We start from the raw sequence: 15891 nt of genomic DNA, 5'->3' as shown, positions 1-15891 counted from the left end.
ATAATCTCGGGGGAGACCCCTAGTATGTCCTCCCCACCTCCCAGTCCTCGAGGAGGCCTTAAATCCCGCTTTGAAGTTCTTCTAGCCTACCTGAGCATCACATCCATGCCGTCGAATGCCTTCCTGTAGTCTGGCATGACGTCAGCCTAGGACCTCACCAAGAAGAAAAAGACAACATCATCAGGAGCCAGAGAATACCCCTAAAGAAGGGTAACCGGGAGCCGGCCCCGGGTGCGCACGCGGCGGTGACGGTCACTTACACTCCTTCGATCTGTCGTATATATTCCTCTTCGTCTGTAGTTGTTATTTCTTGCCTGAGGCTGAGCTGTGTCTCTATCATCTTTTTGCGCTTTATTTGACGCGTAACATACCCTGCTATTTGGTTTCGAAGCTTTTTTGATGGCGTATCTATAAGCTCGGATACCTTTTCCTTGTTAAACTGGAAATCTGTCGTGAAATAGTCTCCAAACTTTTCCGCAAGCATCTTCGAGGTCCTCTTGACGAGCTTTGTCCGTACATTACCCATTCTATCTCCCTGGTCTTTCGCTGATATCCACTCTTAAAAATTTTTGCACTTGCTTGCTTATGCAATGTTCCAATTGGAACTAGGGCTTCATAAAACCTCTTTCGTTCAACAACAGAGGAAAAAATTTTTAATATATGTTTGAAATAAAACAGAAGGATAAAATTATGCCTGTAAAGAAAAAAGAATACGAGATCCCCCTAGCCCCTATTGACAGGATACTTCACAGACAGGGAGCTGAGAGGGTTAGCGAGGACGCAGTAATCCTACTGAGGAATTTTCTCGAGAAAATTGCTCAGGAAATCGCACGCGAAGCGGTTGACGCATCTAAACATGCGGAGAGAAAAACAGTGAGTGAGGAAGACATCAAATTCGCCATCAGTAGGCTTCAAAGGATTATATGTACACAGTTAAACCTTTAATGAAATTGCGCGCGTCAATGCCTGGACGTTAGGGTATACCTCCTCTTTACCCTCAAGCCTTATTATAATCTTGTCGAGGGTAAAGGCTTCAAGAATGTCCCAGGGCTTTTTCGTGCCAAACGCCTTGGCCCAGGACACAGCATTCCCACTCTGGTCTACAGCGCGAAACATTTTGTCTATTCTGAGCCTGTAGTTTGTCTCCCGGAAAAAGAAGTCTATAACTGCGTTCTTAGCTCTGGCCCACTCAAGTAAAGCCTCAAGCTGCTTAACATTTAACATAACTTGGCAAATTCTTATTTGTGGGCTTCAACTAAAAATCTAACGTCCAACTCCTATTAGAAGCGAAGCTTCAGGTAAACCTTTTCACCAATATCAATTTTATCGCCAAGGATTTTCGAGGGTATTACGACTTGCAACCCGCCCGCCGAGGCATAGATTTTTCCCTGTGCCTCTTGTTTAAGATATGTTTCGGCTGACATGACTATTTGCCAGTAAGATAGGTCTCCAGGCTCCCTAGAGAGCTCGACCTCAACTTCACTTCCCACTCTGGGGTCAGCTCCTACTTCCTGTAGTAGTTTGTCAGGTATTTCTACGTCTAGTGTTTCTCCCTCGATCTCTATCTGGACACGCTTAACATTAGCGTAGGACACGATGCCCATGCTTGTGATTGTTCCCTTCATTTTTCTCTCTCCGCTACACACTTAGCGTGAATTATAATAAGTTTTATGTTTCCTAAGAACGCGTGGTTTGGAACGAGGTATTTGAGATTGAAGAGATCGATATCTTTGGGCGACGGGGGAAACTTTATACCAGGCGGGGCGTTGTTGAGACGCCCACTCTGACACCTGTGATTAATCCAAGCAGGCAGATTATTTCCGCAAAGAGAATAAAAGAGATAGGCTTTCCCATGCTCATCACCAACTCTTACATCATAAAGAGGAACTACGGCGACCTGGCTAAGGAACTAACAGTTCACGGTATCCTGGGTGTGGACGGCCCAGTTTACACTGACTCAGGAGCTTACCAGCTTCTAGTCTATGGGAAGGTTGAGGTAAGCCCACTCGAAATCTTCACATATCAAATAGAGATCGGATCAGATGTCGGGGTCATATTAGACATCCCAACAAGGCGTGAAACCCCCTTCCAACAGGCTCGTGCGGAGGTTGAGGAGACTCTCAAGCGGTTACGCGAAGCCGCCCAGGTAGATAGAAAAGGCATGCTGCTTGTCGCTCCAATTCAAGGCGGTGTTCACACAAGCCTTGTCGCGTATTCTGCTCGAAAGGCTTCCCAGATACCAGCAGATCTTTATGCCGTAGGGGGGCCGACACAGTTTATGGAGGAGTATGATTACGAGGAGGTCGTTAGGCTTGTAATGACCGCAAGACTAAATCTACCGTGGGGTGCACCATTACATTTATTCGGAGCTGGGCACCCGTTGATCTTACCTCTCGCCGTAGCCATGGGTGTAGACGTCTTTGATTCCGCATCTTACGCACTATATGCTAGAAACAATAGGATAATAACTTCCAGGGGGACATTGAGGCTGCAAGACGTTGAAGAGCTACCCTGTTCTTGCCCTGTTTGCTCCAAGTATACCGCACGCGAGCTGCGAGAGCTTCCATCACAAGAACGCGTGGAGCTGATAGCTCTCCACAACCTTTACGTTATTTGGGAAGAGATAAAACGGATAAAACAAGCAATACATGAGGGCAGGCTCTGGGAGCTAGTGGAGGAAAAGGCCCGGGCCCACCCCGCGCTTACAAACGCTTTTAGGGAGTTTTTAAGGTACTCCGAGTTCTTTGCTAAAATTCATCCTTCTACGAGGTCCAATCCAAGGGGGATATTCTTCCTTGGAGCTCCTAGCAGATATAGACCAGAGGTAGTTAGACATGTCAATAGGCTCAAGACTAGGTATAAGAGTAGAAGCGACATTCTCATCTTATTTGAAGAAACCCCGCAAAAACCCTTTACGCGGTTTGGACTAATAAAGGAGTTTCTTACCAATGCTATGAGCATTCTTAGTGAGTATGATGTAGCTGTCATTTCGCCAGCATTTTCCATAATACCTGTAGAGCTCGACGGCTTCTATCCCTTGTCTCAATACGAGGCGAGCAGGCTCGTGTTCGAAGAGGCAAAGGATGAAATCCTTGCGGACGTGGTTTGGTTTATCTTAAACAAGGCTTACCGGGGGGTTGTTCTCGCATATTATTCTCTTCCAAGCAAATTCGTGAGAAAAATGGGGAACAAGTTAAGAGACGAGGGGGTCATTTTTATGGAGGTAAGCCTTCCCAGCTATGAAAAAGCTTTGAGTGAACATGAGAGAACTTCAAAGAAGATACTAGATGCAGTGGCCATCCTTAAAGGGATGATTACACGTGATAGACAGGAGGCTCTCTCTCCTTAACCATCTCTCTCATTTTCCTCTCAACTTCCTCTAACTCTCTCTCAAGCATTGTGCCCTCCTCGATCAACTCATCAACCGTTACGCTATAGCCATAAATCTCGTTGAACATCCGTAGAGCCTCGGCGGCTGCCTTGGGATCAGGTCTGTCCGGGGCTGCGTATGGCAGTATCGCTACTGCCGGTACACCCTCAGCTTCAAACACTGAAAGAAGAATTGCTAGGGGGCCAACCACCCCTAAGCCCTCCTCGATGAGTTTAAGCTTACCGGTTTCGAATAATTCCCTCCGCTCGTTATAGAACGCCGTGGTCGGTGCTAAGCGAATCTTGTCATCCTCCTTAAAACGATGGTCGAGTCCTCCAAATAGTATAGCCTCTCGCACTCCAACCTCGAGTGCGAACTCTGCTAGGCTCAAAGTGACTATGGAGGCATCCTTTTGACTTAGCGGGACGTTCGGCAAGAAATACAGGGTGTCACCGGTAAGGTAGAACTCATAGGGAGTCTTGACCCCCTTCTTTATCGATACAAATGGCTGCATGTAGGGTGAAAAAACGTATCCTACTCTCTCCGCATTGGTTTTTTCGACTAGGTGCCTCACTGATATCCATCCAACGTGGCCTATTCCGTGAAACCCAGCTACGAGATAGTGAGGTTGAACATCCCTGTTTAAGAGTATTTTAATCCTTCCCTTTTCAACGACCCTCATAATAGACCCATAACATTAGGCATTACGAGTAAATAAACTTGTGTTCAAACGGTAGCGAAAAACTAAAAAGGCTCGTAGAGTAGGGAGATAGGGTATAGGTCATGGGAATATACCACGGTAACGACTTGAGAAAGATAAGCGGAGGGCTTAAAAGTAGGCATGTAAAGGTTAAGAGAAAATACCTTACCGGTCGATACCCACTTAACCCTACGGTCGGCAATAGGACTGAAGTTAAAGTAATCCGTGCTCGCGGAGGAAACTATAAGGTTAGAGTGAAAGTTGCAGCAGAGGCTAACGTATATATTCCAAGCCAAAAGAAGACTATTCGCGTAAAAATTTTGAAGGTTCTGGACAATCCCTCCAACAGGAACCTTGCTAGGAGGGGAGTTATAACTCGGGGAGCAGTTATTCAAACGGAAGCCGGTAAAGCCGTTGTGACCTCGCGTCCAGGACAGGATGGCGTTGTGAATGCTGTTCTTGTGGAGTCTTCATGAAGAAAAGAGAAGGCAAGATAATCTGGACCGTATACTTTGATTCTCTAAAACCCCGGGATAAGGGGCGCCGCGTCCCTAAAGTTTTATCTGTCGAAAAGCCTCGCGTAGATGAACTGGTGTTAGCAGCTAAAAACGCCGGCTATACTGACGTCTTAATAGAGAGCGATAAAAAATTCCCGGCTTTCTGGTATGAGAGCGAGGGAAGAATTATCGTGAGGACGGCAGACCGGAAAAGTGTTGTTTTAAAAAAGATAGCTGTCGAGTTGGTTAAGCTAAGGAGGGAGCCTAAGAAGAAATAGCCTCAGTTATCTTTTTACGCACAACCTCTGCGACTATTTTTCCGTCGATTTTACCCCTAACCTTCTCCATGACTATTCCCATGATTGGGCTAAAAGCCTTTTCCTTTTTCTCCATTATCAACTGCTTCCTCTCAGATATAATCTCATCCACCAAACGCTCAAGCTCCTGCAATGTTAGACCTCGTAGAGACAGCTTCTCAATCACGTCCTCCACACTAGACTCAGGGTTCTCGGCTAGTGCTCTTAAGACTTCCGGTATTGCCTCCTTCGCTAGCTTGTTCTCGGCAACCGCCTTTAAAACCTTCTTTATGTGCTCCTCTTCTAACACTTCGACGTTAACTCCCTCTCGTCTCAGGCTTTTCAAAGTATTCGTGAGCAGGGTAGCAGCTATAACTGGCTGTACGCCCGTCTCCTGTACTAGCTCTTCAAAGAAGAAAAGGTACTCTGAGCTGAAAAGCTGCTGGGCCAACACGTCTGAGAGACCATAGTGTTTCTTTAATCTCTTTAAGGTTTCCTCAGGTGGCTCCGGAAGCTCTCCTTTAAGTTTTTCTATCAACTGTGACGATATTACGATAGGTCTAATATCTGTTTCCGGGTACATCCTTGCTTTACCAGGCCTAGGCCGCATAAACCGTGTGGTTCCGTCAGTGTTTGCCGCCCTCGTCTCCTCTGGTACTCCGGAGAAAGCTTCCAATACTCTCTTGTAAACAGCTTCAAGTGCTTTCAAGGCTTTTTCTCTCTCGTCAAATACCAGCACGAAGGCATCGTTTTCTCCTAGACTGAGAACCTCCGAGAGGATTTTAACTTCCTCCTCCGAGATGCCATAACCCGGAAGCTCGTCGCTGTGAAATATCCCTCCAACCCTCGCCCAGTAGCGAGCCCTGTCAGCCAACTCCGTACCAAACCTTCTACCCGGCTGTATCTCCTTTCCAAGGATGCCCTTGAACCCCTTGAGCTTCAAGGCCAGGGCAACACCGCCCTTTTCCAGGGCACTTCTCGCCACCTTAGACTTTGTTTTTTCAAAGTACTTGGAGACGTCGACGGGCTCGAAAAGGATGTCCGTTACAGAGAGCCCACGGGCGACAAGCTCGTCTCTTATTTCGAGGAGTTTTACCTGTCTTTTAACCTCGTTTTCAACAACAAGCGGGATTAAATCTAGGTACTGTACTCCCTTAACCTCAACCCTTGCACCCCCCTCAACAGATATGTTAAGATCCTGCCTTATAGTCCCTAGCCCCCTCTTTACTTTCCCCAGAGATCTTAAGAGAAGCCCGATATAGTGGGCCACTTCACGAGCCTCCTCAGGGGACTCGATTACCGGACCGGTTGCCACCTCAATTAGGGGTATTCCTAGCCTGTCAAGCCGGTAAATTACTGTCTGCTGGTCTTTTCTTTCATCGATCTTCCTAGCCGCATCCTCCTCTAAGCATATTGTTTCAATTGGTATCTCTTTGCCCTTCACGTTTATCGAGCCGCCAACAGCCACAAGCATTGTTCGCTGAAACCCCGTGGTGTTAGACCCGTCTATCACTATTTTCCTCATCACGTGGATTTCATCAATAATTCTCGCGTTGACTAGTAGAGCGAACTTAAGCGCAATAGTCAATGCTTCCATGTTTGTAGGGTGGGGCGGCTCCTCGTCCATTTCCACTAAACAAACGCTGTCATTGTAGCCCTCATAGAGGAATTGGAGCCCTTTCTCGAATTCAAACAAGGCAGCAGGGTCTATCTCGCCGATCTCGCTTCGCGCCAGCCTCAACCTCCGCAGGAAAGTGAAGTCTGGGGGATCCTTTCTGATTTTCGTGGGACAGGAACAGAACAGTTTTGACTGGGTGTCTAGCATCTGGTGTATCTCTATGCCGCACTTTATCTTCCTTGACAGTGTCGTCATTGCCACCACCAGGCTCCAGGGTAAAACTTGTACTCGTTCCTCTCAGAGGTTTCGAAGGCTATGTTCTTTTTGAATAACTTGACGGCCTCTTCGACCTCGGTAGTTTGGCCGAAAACCCAGCTTAGCTTAACGTATGATGTCTCAGGAAGCATGTTTCCAGCTGGTAAAACTCCAGCTCTAAGTAGCTCTACTCCTGTACGATAAACGTTCATGTTGATAGACCCCCAAAGGCATTGCGAAGCCATTACAACAACCATCCCATCTTTAACGAGCCCTCCCAAAACGCTAATCAACTTACTGTTAACATGCCCCAATCCCGTGCCTTCTATTACTAGACCATGATACCCCTTATCTCGGTAGAATTCAAAGATCGATGGATCCATTCCAGGGTAGAACTTTACTAAAGCCACTTTCTCGCTAAATTCAGGGTATACTTCTAGATCATTGCTCTTCTGTTTGTACTCTTTTGTTAACAGGCTGAGTTTCTTAGAATATGGATCTACAGATGCAAGTGGCAACTCATTAATGCTTATGAATGCGTCTCTCCTGCTCGTATGCATCTTCCTAGCACGCACACCCCTGTGAACGAGAAGCTTGTCATCGTTAACACTCCCATGCATTACTATAACCGATTCGGCAAATGGGGCATCGACAGCAGTGATTGTGGCTCCGATTACGTTTAGCGATGCGTCGCTGGAAGGCCTGTCGGATGATCTCTGGGCTCCTGTGAAGACAATGGGACCCGGTGCCTTCTGAACAGCGAACGCAATCGCGGAGGCCGAGTAGTGCATAGTATCGGTGCCGTGGGCTACCACTACTCCTGCAGGAGCATTTTGCTCGAACACCTGTTTTATCTTTCTGGCTATCTGGCTCCATTGTGATGGTGTCATATCCTCACTGAAGATGTTGAAAATTGTCTCGCTCTCAATTAGTGCAATCTCCTCAAGTTCAGGTATCATCGAGTACAGCTCTTCAGCTGTGAAATACGGATAAACCGCGCCCGTCGCGTAATCTACCCTTGAAGCTATCGTCCCGCCCGTACCTATAAAGTGAACTTTTGCCTTCGCGAGAGTTTTTCTCGTAGATTCCAAGATCTGCTCCTGCTTGACATGAGCCTCTTCTTCGAGCCTGATTTCCTTGATCCTATCCACAAGAATACCTACGTTGTAACCGTTCTCAAGCTTAAGAACAAGTGCGTCTCGTTCCCCGGTCGAAGGCCTGGGTAAAATAATACCTCTTAGGTTGATCCCATCTTTTAATTGCACCGAGACGAGGTCAAAGACTTTAACACTATTACTCTCTAACAACTCCCTTACACGCGGACTGTATCCAGAGTCCTCCATAGTTAACGTTTTCCAAAGTCTATGTGAATTTTTAAGTTTAACACAGTTTACTTCCATTCTGCCAAAGCCTGAATCAAGAGAAAATATAATCGAAAAGAAACTGTTTCCGCAGATCAACATTAGAGAAAAGCTTATATTATTGAATAAAAGAGGGAATCCGGGAATAATTTATGCCTTCACACGGTAGTTTAACGAAAGCAGGAAAAGTAAGAAATGCTACTCCCAAAATACCTCCAAAGCCCAGAAAAAACCTCATCCCGCGAAGGAGGAACCTTCGAAACTTTAAGCGAAGGATACTCGCCGCACAGTCAAGCACATCGTCTTAAGATCTCGTTTACCAGGATTGACAGAGCCTCCTCAATACTTTTGCCATTTTTAACAGCTGAGTAGACAATTTCCGCGGCCACCTCACAACTTATACAGTTTTTCAGCCAAGCGAAGCCAAGAAGCGATTCTACGCTCTCTCCGGGCTCAACATGGTAAGGTAGGCGCATAGAAGACAAGCCTGATAGATGATAAACCTTGTTTAAAAGCTTGCCGGGTACTTTAACCCCTTTTATTTTCCCCGTGGCCAGCGTGAGTGCAGCTGAAACTACAAAGTTTACCAAAGCATCTCCTAGCCTGGCCAGATCCTTATTTGAAAGTATAGAAATTAAGTCGTCCCTTTCCGTAAGGACTCCCGCAATGCTTCCAACTTGTTTTTAAGTGAGGATGTTGCTTCACGCAGAGCCTCTATAGGGGATAGTGTTCCATCTGTTTGGATCAGTAGATGGGCAAAGGGTAAAAGAGGGTGATCAATCTTATACGATGCTGTAACATGGGGATTCTTGTTTAGTTCATCTACGAGCATGTTTAGTATTGTATGCCCCTCGCCCCTGATTTTGACTTCCATGGAGTTTTTCGAGATATTTTCAACTTCCACAATAACCTCTTCAGAAGACATATCATGTCCTCCTACTCTCGCCGACTATATAAAAATAGATTTTGTGAGTCCTGCCGCCCTCTTCAACAGTCACTACCTCCACAGGCTTCCAGCCCGTTATTTCAAAGTCGTGTGAGACTATCCTCGTGTCCGGCTTAAGCTCTCTTTCTAGTTTCGGTCTGAGACGTTCATTTACTGAAGTTAACAAATAGAGGAAAACAACATCGGCTGGAGGAAACTTTATATCGTAGAAGCTTCCGTGTATCAGTAAAACCTTATCCGATACCCCCTCGTCCACTATCCTTCTCATAGCGGTCTCGAGTAAATCCTTCCTAATCTCAATACCCACACCTCTAGCCCCGAAGTACTTGGATGCTATTACGAGAGACCTGCCATCACCGCACCCTGGGTCAAGAACGAGCTCGCCCGGCTTCAAGTCAGCTATTTGGAACGCCTTTTTGATGACTTCGGGCGGGCTAGGCACATATGGAACACTTATACTCATAACTCCCTCTTTGATTAACCATGATTAAAAGTTTATGAGGGGTATGCTTCGTGAAACGAGTTGCTGAATCACCTGGGTAAATAAGAAAAATTTATTTTTACATTTGTATTAATAGACTTATGGATTCAGGAACCCTTACTGAAAAACAATTTGAACTACTAAATTATTTCTTCAAAAAAAGTCAACCAATCCGTGTCTATACAGTCACTGAAACCCAAAGCTCTATAGCTAAAAACTTGGGCATTACTAGACAGGCACTAAACATGCATCTCAAGAAGCTACGCGAGCATGGTCTTATACGCACGGGAAGAGGTTTTATTGATCTAACTGAGAAAGCAGTCCAAATGATCTCAGGGCAAAGCGGTACAGCTTTGATCATGCTAAAACTTGAGCCTCAAAAACGACTTCACATATATTCTATACTTAGAGAAATGCCGCTTGAAAAAGTGTACAGAGTGACCGGAGAATATGATGTTGTGATACAAGTTTCACAAAGCCTTCTTGACCAGGTCTTGAACAAGATAAATACACTTGAAGGGGTACGCGAGACAAAAACATATATCGTGATCGAGACCTTAAAATGAGAATTTCTCACTCTAGAAGAGCATAAATATCATAGAGAGAGGCCCTTCCCTTCTTGTAATTTCTTAATGTTTGCACTATTTCTTCGCGAGACTTTTTTACCCCTAGTTTCTCGTAGAGTATTCTCGCAAGCCGTGAGTTCTCATTAAGCAGAAAGCCAAGGAATTGAGGAATATTGGATGCAAACTTGTTTTCCGAGGATGACTCGAAATCGATAATCACAGGCGTACCGTCTCTCTGGACGAGTATGTGATCTTTAAACCTCGAAAGCTCATTATGTGCTACACCTATCCTGTCAAGAGTCCAGAGTTGGCTGAGGATAAGGCTAAAAGTGAGGCGTATTTCTGTCGCACTGCTTTTCAGTATCCATTCATCTAGGGGGACGCCCTCAACAAATTTCCAAACCAGGAAGTTTCTGGAAGCTGCTATGAGCCTGGGACCTACATTTAAAGCATTGATCTTATGAAGTATTCTTGCTTCGCGTAGAAGAGTGGGGCGTGATGCATCTAGTCTTCGTATTTTCACGGCAACACTCGTTCCTCCAATGAATTCAGCCCTGACAACTATACCTACGGTTCCCTTTCCTAGAACTCTCTTTCCTAGAACCTCGACTCCACCTTCTTCGATAAACCGCTTGATGCCTAGCATTCTGAACTCTGTAACCCTCCTAAAAAGCTCCTCGGAGTAGGGTACAGGATACGTTATAATTTGTGCCCACTCACGTATTTCTTCAAGCAGTAGATCCAAATCTCGCTCCCCGCTAAGACTCCTTTTATCTCGCGGTATTCATCCTCCGCAATCTTCCAGTAGGATTCCTCTCCTCTCATAATCTCCCATTCAAAGCCCTTGTATACTTTCAGCGCGTTCATGATCACTTCCTCGGCCTTCCTTATTTTTCGTTCCGAGATAACAACCCATCTGTCGCCGTCTATGAAGGGTGCCGGTGTATGAGAAGCCCATTTTCTCAGAAAGTTTTTAGAGTTTGTATGCCATACGGGGGGACCAATCTTCTTTTCAAGAGGAGGCAGAACAGATGTTTCGAGCTGGAATACGAGAAAGAAATCCCTTCTTGCATGAACCATAAGCCCTCTGAGAACATTGAACCCGTTTCTCTCTAGTGTGTTACGCGTTGAGTCAAGAATTCTTCTAAGCTTGCCGGCTAGCGCGTCATCGGATAGGGGTGGATGAGATAATAGGCGGAGAATAATTATGTTCTCGTCCAACATATAGTCGGGAACCTCTCTCTTACCCTCTAGCATGCAGCACAAAATCTCAGGATTTTCCACGAAGATTTTAGAGAAAGCAATGAATTTCGAGAGCTGCTCAAGACCGACAGCGGCAGCCGCGTTACGCCTTAAATCAACCGGATCTAGAACTATTAGGGGTGCTGTACCTATCAGGCTCCGGGGAGCATCATGGGGGATAAGTACCTTCCAGGGTATCCACCTCGACGCGGCTTCCAAAAGTGGGACGAGCCCATCATAGGCTATCACCAGTACTTCGGATAAGTAGCCTGAGAATCCTCTGACCTCCAACTCGGCACCGTAAATTCCAAGTCTTTTAAGCAAGACTTTCAATACGCGTATCTCTTTTTTGAGCCATGGTTTCCTAAGAAGGGATGAGGTTATGTAGGATGTGTGGAAGGGGGTTCTATCCACAGCCGTCCTCATTTCCCTAATGTCTTCTATCTTATATGCCGGGACTATTTCTACTTCAACCCTGTTAAACCCGATGACATAGTAAGGGTGAGAGGCAAAACGTGTTTCAATAGAAGCTCCCAGCTTCACAGCAACCTTGCCGCTTATCAGTTCTGTCATCTTCCTCATTTGTTCGAAGTCGAAGCTCTTATCGAACAGCAGGAAAACATCTACATCAGTGTCCTCGGGCAGCCATGTGTCTCTAGCAAAAGACCCTTGTACGGAGACCTCTCGGATCACTCCTCGAAGCCCTAGCTCTTCGATAACTTCATTGATTTTCGAGATAACCTCTCTGGTTATTTTCTCGATATTCTCGCGTTGTTCAGGTGTGGGTTCATATAGATACGAGTAGTCATTGACACACTCCAGGTTTACTTCAAGCGATTTGTCAGCCATACCTCTCATTTATTTGCATTTAATTCATGTTTGAGACAGTGGGTAGACTGCAAGGTCTGTGTAAATGGGACCCCTAGGAGTTAAAGTACTCTTTATTAGATGGAATTGGTGAACCTCCTGTTCACCGAAATGCGTTGAGCCGTTACTCTCTAGTATTTTTCTGACCTCGCTGTTTATTGGTGCCTTCACACGAGCTATCGTCAAGTGTGGGGTGAATTCCTCTGACTCGAACCTTATGCGGGATAAGGCTACGGCTTGCTGTACAGCCCTCGCGAGGGCGGATAGCTCGTCAGCTCCTTTCTTGACACCGACCCATATGACCCTAGGGTTGCGTATGTTCGGGAAGGCACCCAAACCCTCAAACTCGATCGTGAAGGGGGAGGCCTTAACCTCTTGAAGATTTCGTTGTATGAGGAGAACTTTCTCGTGGGGGATTTCACCTATAAATTGTAGAGTAATATGCATGTTCTCCAGCTCAACCATTTTCGCTTTTATACCAGCTCTCTCTAGGTCTTCCTGTACTCTCTTTATCTCTTCTAGCACTTGACTGTTGGTTATCTTAACGGCTACAAAGACCCTTAGGACTCTCTCATTGGTCACTTTCCAACCACCTTTTTAGTAGAGGACAAGAGAGGAAGTCTACCTCGCCACTGGCACATCTTGCGAGGTTTGGGCAATAGAAACAGGGTATCTCGTCGAGAAAGGCTGGTAACTCTATCTCCTTCCTGGCCCTATGTGCGGCTCTCACAATGTAAGTTTTCCTGCCGCGTTGGATTACCTGTTCTCTTTCGATCAATCCTTGTTCCTCCAGCCGTTTGATGATTTTAAGGCCTTTCCTGCTGTCAAGGCCAAGCTTCTTCCACAACTCTTTTTGAAGGATCCCAGAGTCTCCCTCATTCACAATAGTCTCTAGAACTTTCTTGAGAAGCAGGTCGAACTGCACTGACGACTCTTCTAGCTTCTCGATGTTCTCCTCAGCTAGGGAGATCTTTGACCGCGAGGACATTAGAGCGATCGCCTAAATGATCTTTATGAAAACATGAATTTATTGCTTGTTATATCCCCCAAAGCTTTGTAGAGCAATGTTTAATGCATATCTTCTAGTCTATCTTATTTGAGGATCATGAAGCTGCTCGTATACATAATTGGCCCGGCAGGCTCCGGAAAGTCGACCTTCACGGCAAGTTTTCGAGACTGGCTTCAGAGCCACAATGTACCTACAGCCACCGTCAACCTAGATCCAGCAGTTGAGAACCTCGATTATGTACCAGACGTCGATGTACGTGAATACGTGTTTGTACGGGATGTTCTGGAAGAATATGGGCTTGGCCCTAACGGCGCCATAATAGCGGCTACCGATTTATCACTGGAGCATTTACCTAAAATTAGTAAAAGCATTGACGAGGAGGCTGAGGGGTATGTGCTTATAGATACACCGGGACAAATGGAGGTGTTCACTTTTAGGCAGAGCGGAGGCATAATGGTCAACACATTGTGCTCGAAGGATAAGGCCTGCGCTGTCGCCTTCCTGCTTGACGCGTCACTATCAATTGACCCTTATAACCTCGTATCACAAATATTCCTAGCGGCATCAGCTTTCTACAGGTTTAAACTCCCACTCATAGTGCTATTGAACAAGATGGACTTGCTGTCCGACAGTGAGAAGGAGAAGATCTTGAACTGGCTGGCACATCCAGAGACATTGGAGTTTGAGATATCTAAGGTTCCCAGAGACTATGACGCTCATTTCACGGGAAGTGTTGTTAGGGTTTTAACAGAGTTCCTGTCCATAATACCCGTGGTTATGGTGTCGGCAAAGAAGAGCGAGAACTTTGAAGAAGTCTACTTCTACCTTCAACAGATCTATATGGGTGGAGAAGATTTCGAAACACCTCAAAGTGAGTGATTGAGATTGAATATGAAAGCCCAGACAAATACATGATTAAAAATTAAAAAGTTTCATTAGAATTCAAGGCTATAAGAACTCCAGAATTTTGTCGATGGTTGGGTTAGAAGTTATGTATCTACCTACAACATAAATGTCGGCCTTGAGCGTTTGCTCGATCTCGCGTTTTAGTTGAGGCGTGATTCCCCCGGCAACCGCTATTGAAAGCTCGGGTAGTGTTTTTTTAAGAGCCCCAGCCACGTCGGCGACCTCTCCGAAGAACTCTTCCACGCTTATCCCTCTTTCTTCATCTATCCCTCTGTGAAATTCGAAAACCAGGTTCTCGGTGGGAAAATTAATCTCGTGTACAATTTCTAGTATTCTCTTAGACCTAGCTCTCAGATCAGAGACTCCAAGGAAGTCAATTACGACCCCCCTACCGTAGTCCTTCCCCGTGATCAACACGGACCTGATTGTCGAGAATGGTGCCGCTGCTAAAACAGAAACGCTGTCCGCGGAAAAAGAGTATGCTAGTTCCGCCTCAAGTCGACCGACATCGGCCGTCTTTAAGTCTGCCATAAGCTTTGTTTTCGGAGATGCTAGCTTCATCCTCGACAAAATACTCATACCGTACATCTTTATCAGTGGGGTTCCAGCCTCAAGGATGATCCTCTTACAATCTAAAAGACCCTGGTTGCATGCTGTATCTACTAATCCAGCTATCCCTAGAGCCTGTTTTTCATCAGTGACGTCAACCGCTATCTGTAACTTGGTTGTTGAGCTCACAAAATAGGCATTATCTGTGGAAATTAATGTTTTTGTTAGGGATTACTTTTTTGAAGCTCTTTTCCAAGCATGTTAAACTCGACAAGCAGCTTGAATTCGTCCAACGTTAGAGACTCTCCCCTCTGGTATTTTTCGTAGGCCTCTAGAGCCTTGCCGTAAAGCAACTTTTTCCTCTCTTCCAGATGCTGTGACAACTCCTTTGCCTTTAAGAGGACTGATACTCTCTCAAGCTCTTCACGTAAAGTTTTCTCCTCTTGTAGTAATGAGATAAGCTCTTGATGATATGCATTGGCCTTTTCGCGAATGGAATCCCTTTGTTGTCTAAGCTCCTGGATTTTCTTGAAGAGCTCGCTCCTCTGTGTTTTCAGCTTCTGAACCTCCTCTTTAGCTTTAAGGTATTCATCTACAACCTGTTTTAATTCCTGGGACAACTTTGAAATTTTATCTTTAAGCTGGGGGATCTTCTGCCTGGTTTCCTCGAGGCGCGATCTTAACTCATTGAGGTGTTTAACGTTAACGTAAATAGACTCGAGGCTTCTAATCTTGTTAATTAGGATCTTCTCGACCTCGGGCGGCAGAGTCATAGTCTGGTACTGCCATTCAAGCTGCTCAATTCGGCTTCTCAGCTCTTCTTCATCGTAAGTTCTAGAGCCTAGAAAGCTTCGTAGCGACTTGTACTCGGCATTTAATCTTTTCAGGTCTTCCCTGCTCTTGTTAAGCTCTTCGATAAGCTTACGCCTCTCATCACGGATGGCCACAAGCTTATCGTAAAGCTCTTTTTTCCTTGCAATTAGTTGCGTCGCTTGATCCCGCATTTGGAATAATTGTTCGCGTAGGGATTTTATCTCAGCGGATAGTTTTTTCACCTCCGAGTTTGATAGATCTCGGTTGCTACGCAGCTCAGAAATTCGCTCATTCAACTCTTGCAGTTTTTTGCGCAACTCAATGAACTGTTGTCTTAAAGTCTGAATGTCCTCGTTAACTATAGCCATATGGTCACCATATGAAATTGCGGTTTGTGGCGCTTTACGAGCATTTT

The 15891-nt window shown here is 45.6% G+C and carries 22 protein-coding genes; 7 read left to right on the top strand and 15 right to left on the bottom strand.

Going from position 1 to position 15891, the window contains the following annotated elements; genetic code table 11:
* Positions 1-256 precede the first annotated feature (256 nt).
* The gene (locus tag MA03_RS08195) at positions 257-526 is read right to left on the bottom strand and encodes a 30S ribosomal protein S17e (RefSeq protein WP_191118569.1); all 270 of its coding nucleotides are present in this window, start codon (positions 524-526) and stop codon (positions 257-259) included.
* Between the two features lie 134 nt (positions 527-660).
* On the opposite strand from MA03_RS08195, the gene MA03_RS08190 reads away from it, so the two are divergent.
* Entirely contained in the window at positions 661-945 is a 285-nt protein-coding gene (locus tag MA03_RS08190; RefSeq protein WP_191118568.1) for a histone family protein, read from the top strand.
* On the opposite strand, the gene MA03_RS08185 is transcribed toward MA03_RS08190, so the two are convergent.
* Positions 934-1224, bottom strand: coding sequence for a hypothetical protein (locus MA03_RS08185; RefSeq protein ID WP_052884774.1), 291 nt, complete (start codon positions 1222-1224; stop codon positions 934-936). The two genes, MA03_RS08190 and MA03_RS08185, sit on opposite strands and share 12 nt — an antisense overlap.
* Before the next feature lie 56 nt (positions 1225-1280).
* Positions 1281-1625, bottom strand: coding sequence for a hypothetical protein (locus MA03_RS08180; RefSeq protein ID WP_191118567.1), 345 nt, complete (start codon positions 1623-1625; stop codon positions 1281-1283).
* A gap of 62 nt (positions 1626-1687) precedes the next feature.
* Between MA03_RS08180 and tgtA the strand changes: the two genes are divergently transcribed.
* Positions 1688-3349 carry a tRNA guanosine(15) transglycosylase TgtA gene (tgtA, locus tag MA03_RS08175; protein ID WP_052884772.1) on the top strand — a complete coding sequence of 554 codons (1662 nt, stop codon included), beginning with the start codon at positions 1688-1690 and terminating at the stop codon, positions 3347-3349.
* Here the strand turns inward: tgtA and MA03_RS08170 are convergent.
* On the bottom strand, positions 3315-4052 hold the full coding sequence (locus tag MA03_RS08170) for a proteasome assembly chaperone family protein (RefSeq protein WP_052884771.1): 738 nt from the start codon (positions 4050-4052) through the stop codon (positions 3315-3317). The genes tgtA and MA03_RS08170 overlap by 35 nt on opposite strands.
* Positions 4053-4153: 101 nt before the next feature.
* On the opposite strand from MA03_RS08170, the gene MA03_RS08165 reads away from it, so the two are divergent.
* Together MA03_RS08165 and MA03_RS08160 are read left to right on the top strand one after the other, a co-directional pair.
* Entirely contained in the window at positions 4154-4546 is a 393-nt protein-coding gene (locus tag MA03_RS08165) for a 30S ribosomal protein S8e (RefSeq protein WP_052884770.1), read from the top strand.
* A complete protein-coding gene (locus MA03_RS08160; RefSeq protein WP_052884769.1) occupies positions 4543-4845 on the top strand; it encodes a signal recognition particle subunit SRP19/SEC65 family protein in 303 nt (100 codons plus the stop codon). The genes MA03_RS08165 and MA03_RS08160 overlap by 4 nt, the downstream gene beginning before the upstream one ends.
* Here the strand turns inward: MA03_RS08160 and gatE are convergent.
* Entirely contained in the window at positions 4832-6736 is a 1905-nt protein-coding gene (gene gatE, locus MA03_RS08155; protein ID WP_052884953.1) for a Glu-tRNA(Gln) amidotransferase subunit GatE, read from the bottom strand. The two genes, MA03_RS08160 and gatE, sit on opposite strands and share 14 nt — an antisense overlap.
* Positions 6733-8079 carry a Glu-tRNA(Gln) amidotransferase subunit GatD gene (gene gatD, locus MA03_RS08150; RefSeq protein ID WP_052884768.1) on the bottom strand — a complete coding sequence of 449 codons (1347 nt, stop codon included), beginning with the start codon at positions 8077-8079 and terminating at the stop codon, positions 6733-6735. The genes gatE and gatD overlap by 4 nt, the downstream gene beginning before the upstream one ends.
* A gap of 170 nt (positions 8080-8249) precedes the next feature.
* Between gatD and MA03_RS08870 the strand changes: the two genes are divergently transcribed.
* The gene (locus tag MA03_RS08870) at positions 8250-8405 is read left to right on the top strand and encodes a 30S ribosomal protein S30e (protein ID WP_191118566.1); all 156 of its coding nucleotides are present in this window, start codon (positions 8250-8252) and stop codon (positions 8403-8405) included.
* Here the strand turns inward: MA03_RS08870 and MA03_RS08145 are convergent.
* The 3 genes from MA03_RS08145 to MA03_RS08135 are packed head-to-tail and all read right to left on the bottom strand — an operon-like array spanning position 8388 to position 9506.
* Positions 8388-8687: a ribonuclease III family protein gene (locus MA03_RS08145; RefSeq protein WP_052884767.1), complete on the bottom strand. Its 300-nt coding sequence runs from the start codon at positions 8685-8687 to the stop codon at positions 8388-8390. The genes MA03_RS08870 and MA03_RS08145 overlap by 18 nt on opposite strands.
* 44 nt (positions 8688-8731) lie before the next feature.
* Positions 8732-9022 (bottom strand): RpoL/Rpb11 RNA polymerase subunit family protein, encoded by a 291-nt coding sequence (locus MA03_RS08140; protein WP_052884766.1) that lies wholly within the window; start codon positions 9020-9022, stop codon positions 8732-8734.
* A gap of 1 nt (position 9023) precedes the next feature.
* Positions 9024-9506 (bottom strand): SAM-dependent methyltransferase, encoded by a 483-nt coding sequence (locus MA03_RS08135; protein WP_052884765.1) that lies wholly within the window; start codon positions 9504-9506, stop codon positions 9024-9026.
* A 119-nt stretch (positions 9507-9625) separates the two neighbouring features.
* Here MA03_RS08135 and MA03_RS08130 point away from each other — a divergent pair, with 119 nt between their 5' ends.
* The gene (locus tag MA03_RS08130) at positions 9626-10090 is read left to right on the top strand and encodes an Lrp/AsnC family transcriptional regulator (protein ID WP_052884764.1); all 465 of its coding nucleotides are present in this window, start codon (positions 9626-9628) and stop codon (positions 10088-10090) included.
* 7 nt (positions 10091-10097) lie between these two features.
* On the opposite strand, the gene MA03_RS08125 is transcribed toward MA03_RS08130, so the two are convergent.
* The 4 genes from MA03_RS08125 to MA03_RS08110 are packed head-to-tail and all read right to left on the bottom strand — an operon-like array spanning position 10098 to position 13187.
* Positions 10098-10835 carry a hypothetical protein gene (locus MA03_RS08125; protein ID WP_052884763.1) on the bottom strand — a complete coding sequence of 246 codons (738 nt, stop codon included), beginning with the start codon at positions 10833-10835 and terminating at the stop codon, positions 10098-10100.
* Positions 10790-12181, bottom strand: a complete 1392-nt coding sequence (gene cca / locus MA03_RS08120) for a CCA tRNA nucleotidyltransferase (protein WP_191118565.1) — start codon at positions 12179-12181, stop codon at positions 10790-10792. Before cca ends, MA03_RS08125 begins: the two co-directional genes overlap by 46 nt.
* Before the next feature lie 24 nt (positions 12182-12205).
* A complete protein-coding gene (gene thpR / locus MA03_RS08115) occupies positions 12206-12781 on the bottom strand; it encodes an RNA 2',3'-cyclic phosphodiesterase (protein WP_052884761.1) in 576 nt (191 codons plus the stop codon).
* Complete coding sequence (locus tag MA03_RS08110; RefSeq protein WP_052884760.1) at positions 12771-13187, bottom strand: helix-turn-helix domain-containing protein; 417 nt, start codon at positions 13185-13187, stop codon at positions 12771-12773. Before MA03_RS08110 ends, thpR begins: the two co-directional genes overlap by 11 nt.
* Positions 13188-13304: 117 nt before the next feature.
* On the opposite strand from MA03_RS08110, the gene MA03_RS08105 reads away from it, so the two are divergent.
* Positions 13305-14087, top strand: a complete 783-nt coding sequence (locus MA03_RS08105) for an ATP/GTP-binding protein (RefSeq protein WP_052884759.1) — start codon at positions 13305-13307, stop codon at positions 14085-14087.
* 69 nt (positions 14088-14156) lie between these two features.
* Here the strand turns inward: MA03_RS08105 and MA03_RS08100 are convergent, their stop codons facing one another.
* Both MA03_RS08100 and MA03_RS08095 read right to left on the bottom strand, forming a co-directional pair.
* Positions 14157-14852: an orotidine 5'-phosphate decarboxylase / HUMPS family protein gene (locus MA03_RS08100; RefSeq protein WP_052884758.1), complete on the bottom strand. Its 696-nt coding sequence runs from the start codon at positions 14850-14852 to the stop codon at positions 14157-14159.
* Between the two features lie 35 nt (positions 14853-14887).
* Positions 14888-15844, bottom strand: a complete 957-nt coding sequence (locus MA03_RS08095; protein WP_052884757.1) for a coiled-coil protein — start codon at positions 15842-15844, stop codon at positions 14888-14890.
* Positions 15845-15891 lie beyond the last annotated feature (47 nt).

Origin of the sequence: Thermofilum uzonense, from assembly GCF_000993805.1 — an archaeon.
Lineage (GTDB): Archaea > Thermoproteota > Thermoprotei > Thermofilales > Thermofilaceae > Thermofilum > Thermofilum uzonense.
Note: the sequence above shows the minus strand (reverse complement) of the source record. Positions and strands in the feature narration are given on the sequence as shown.

Bases quoted from the DNA above. Each gene is read 5' to 3' on its own strand.
- gatD (WP_052884768.1), bottom strand. From the start codon at position 8,079: ATGGAGGACTCTGGATACAGTCCGCGTGTAAGGGAGTTGTTAGAGAGT.
- MA03_RS08870 (WP_191118566.1), top strand. From the start codon at position 8,250: ATGCCTTCACACGGTAGTTTAACGAAAGCAGGAAAAGTAAGAAATGCT.
- MA03_RS08165 (WP_052884770.1), top strand. From the start codon at position 4,154: ATGGGAATATACCACGGTAACGACTTGAGAAAGATAAGCGGAGGGCTT.
- MA03_RS08180 (WP_191118567.1), bottom strand. From the start codon at position 1,625: ATGAAGGGAACAATCACAAGCATGGGCATCGTGTCCTACGCTAATGTT.
- MA03_RS08130 (WP_052884764.1), top strand. From the start codon at position 9,626: ATGGATTCAGGAACCCTTACTGAAAAACAATTTGAACTACTAAATTAT.
- cca (WP_191118565.1), bottom strand. From the start codon at position 12,181: ATGGCTGACAAATCGCTTGAAGTAAACCTGGAGTGTGTCAATGACTAC.
- MA03_RS08105 (WP_052884759.1), top strand. From the start codon at position 13,305: ATGAAGCTGCTCGTATACATAATTGGCCCGGCAGGCTCCGGAAAGTCG.
- gatE (WP_052884953.1), bottom strand. From the start codon at position 6,736: ATGACGACACTGTCAAGGAAGATAAAGTGCGGCATAGAGATACACCAG.
- MA03_RS08160 (WP_052884769.1), top strand. From the start codon at position 4,543: ATGAAGAAAAGAGAAGGCAAGATAATCTGGACCGTATACTTTGATTCT.
- MA03_RS08095 (WP_052884757.1), bottom strand. From the start codon at position 15,844: ATGGCTATAGTTAACGAGGACATTCAGACTTTAAGACAACAGTTCATT.
- MA03_RS08185 (WP_052884774.1), bottom strand. From the start codon at position 1,224: ATGTTAAATGTTAAGCAGCTTGAGGCTTTACTTGAGTGGGCCAGAGCT.
- MA03_RS08195 (WP_191118569.1), bottom strand. From the start codon at position 526: ATGGGTAATGTACGGACAAAGCTCGTCAAGAGGACCTCGAAGATGCTT.
- MA03_RS08135 (WP_052884765.1), bottom strand. From the start codon at position 9,506: ATGAGTATAAGTGTTCCATATGTGCCTAGCCCGCCCGAAGTCATCAAA.
- MA03_RS08190 (WP_191118568.1), top strand. From the start codon at position 661: ATGTTTGAAATAAAACAGAAGGATAAAATTATGCCTGTAAAGAAAAAA.
- MA03_RS08170 (WP_052884771.1), bottom strand. From the start codon at position 4,052: ATGAGGGTCGTTGAAAAGGGAAGGATTAAAATACTCTTAAACAGGGAT.
- MA03_RS08140 (WP_052884766.1), bottom strand. From the start codon at position 9,022: ATGTCTTCTGAAGAGGTTATTGTGGAAGTTGAAAATATCTCGAAAAAC.
- MA03_RS08110 (WP_052884760.1), bottom strand. From the start codon at position 13,187: ATGTCCTCGCGGTCAAAGATCTCCCTAGCTGAGGAGAACATCGAGAAG.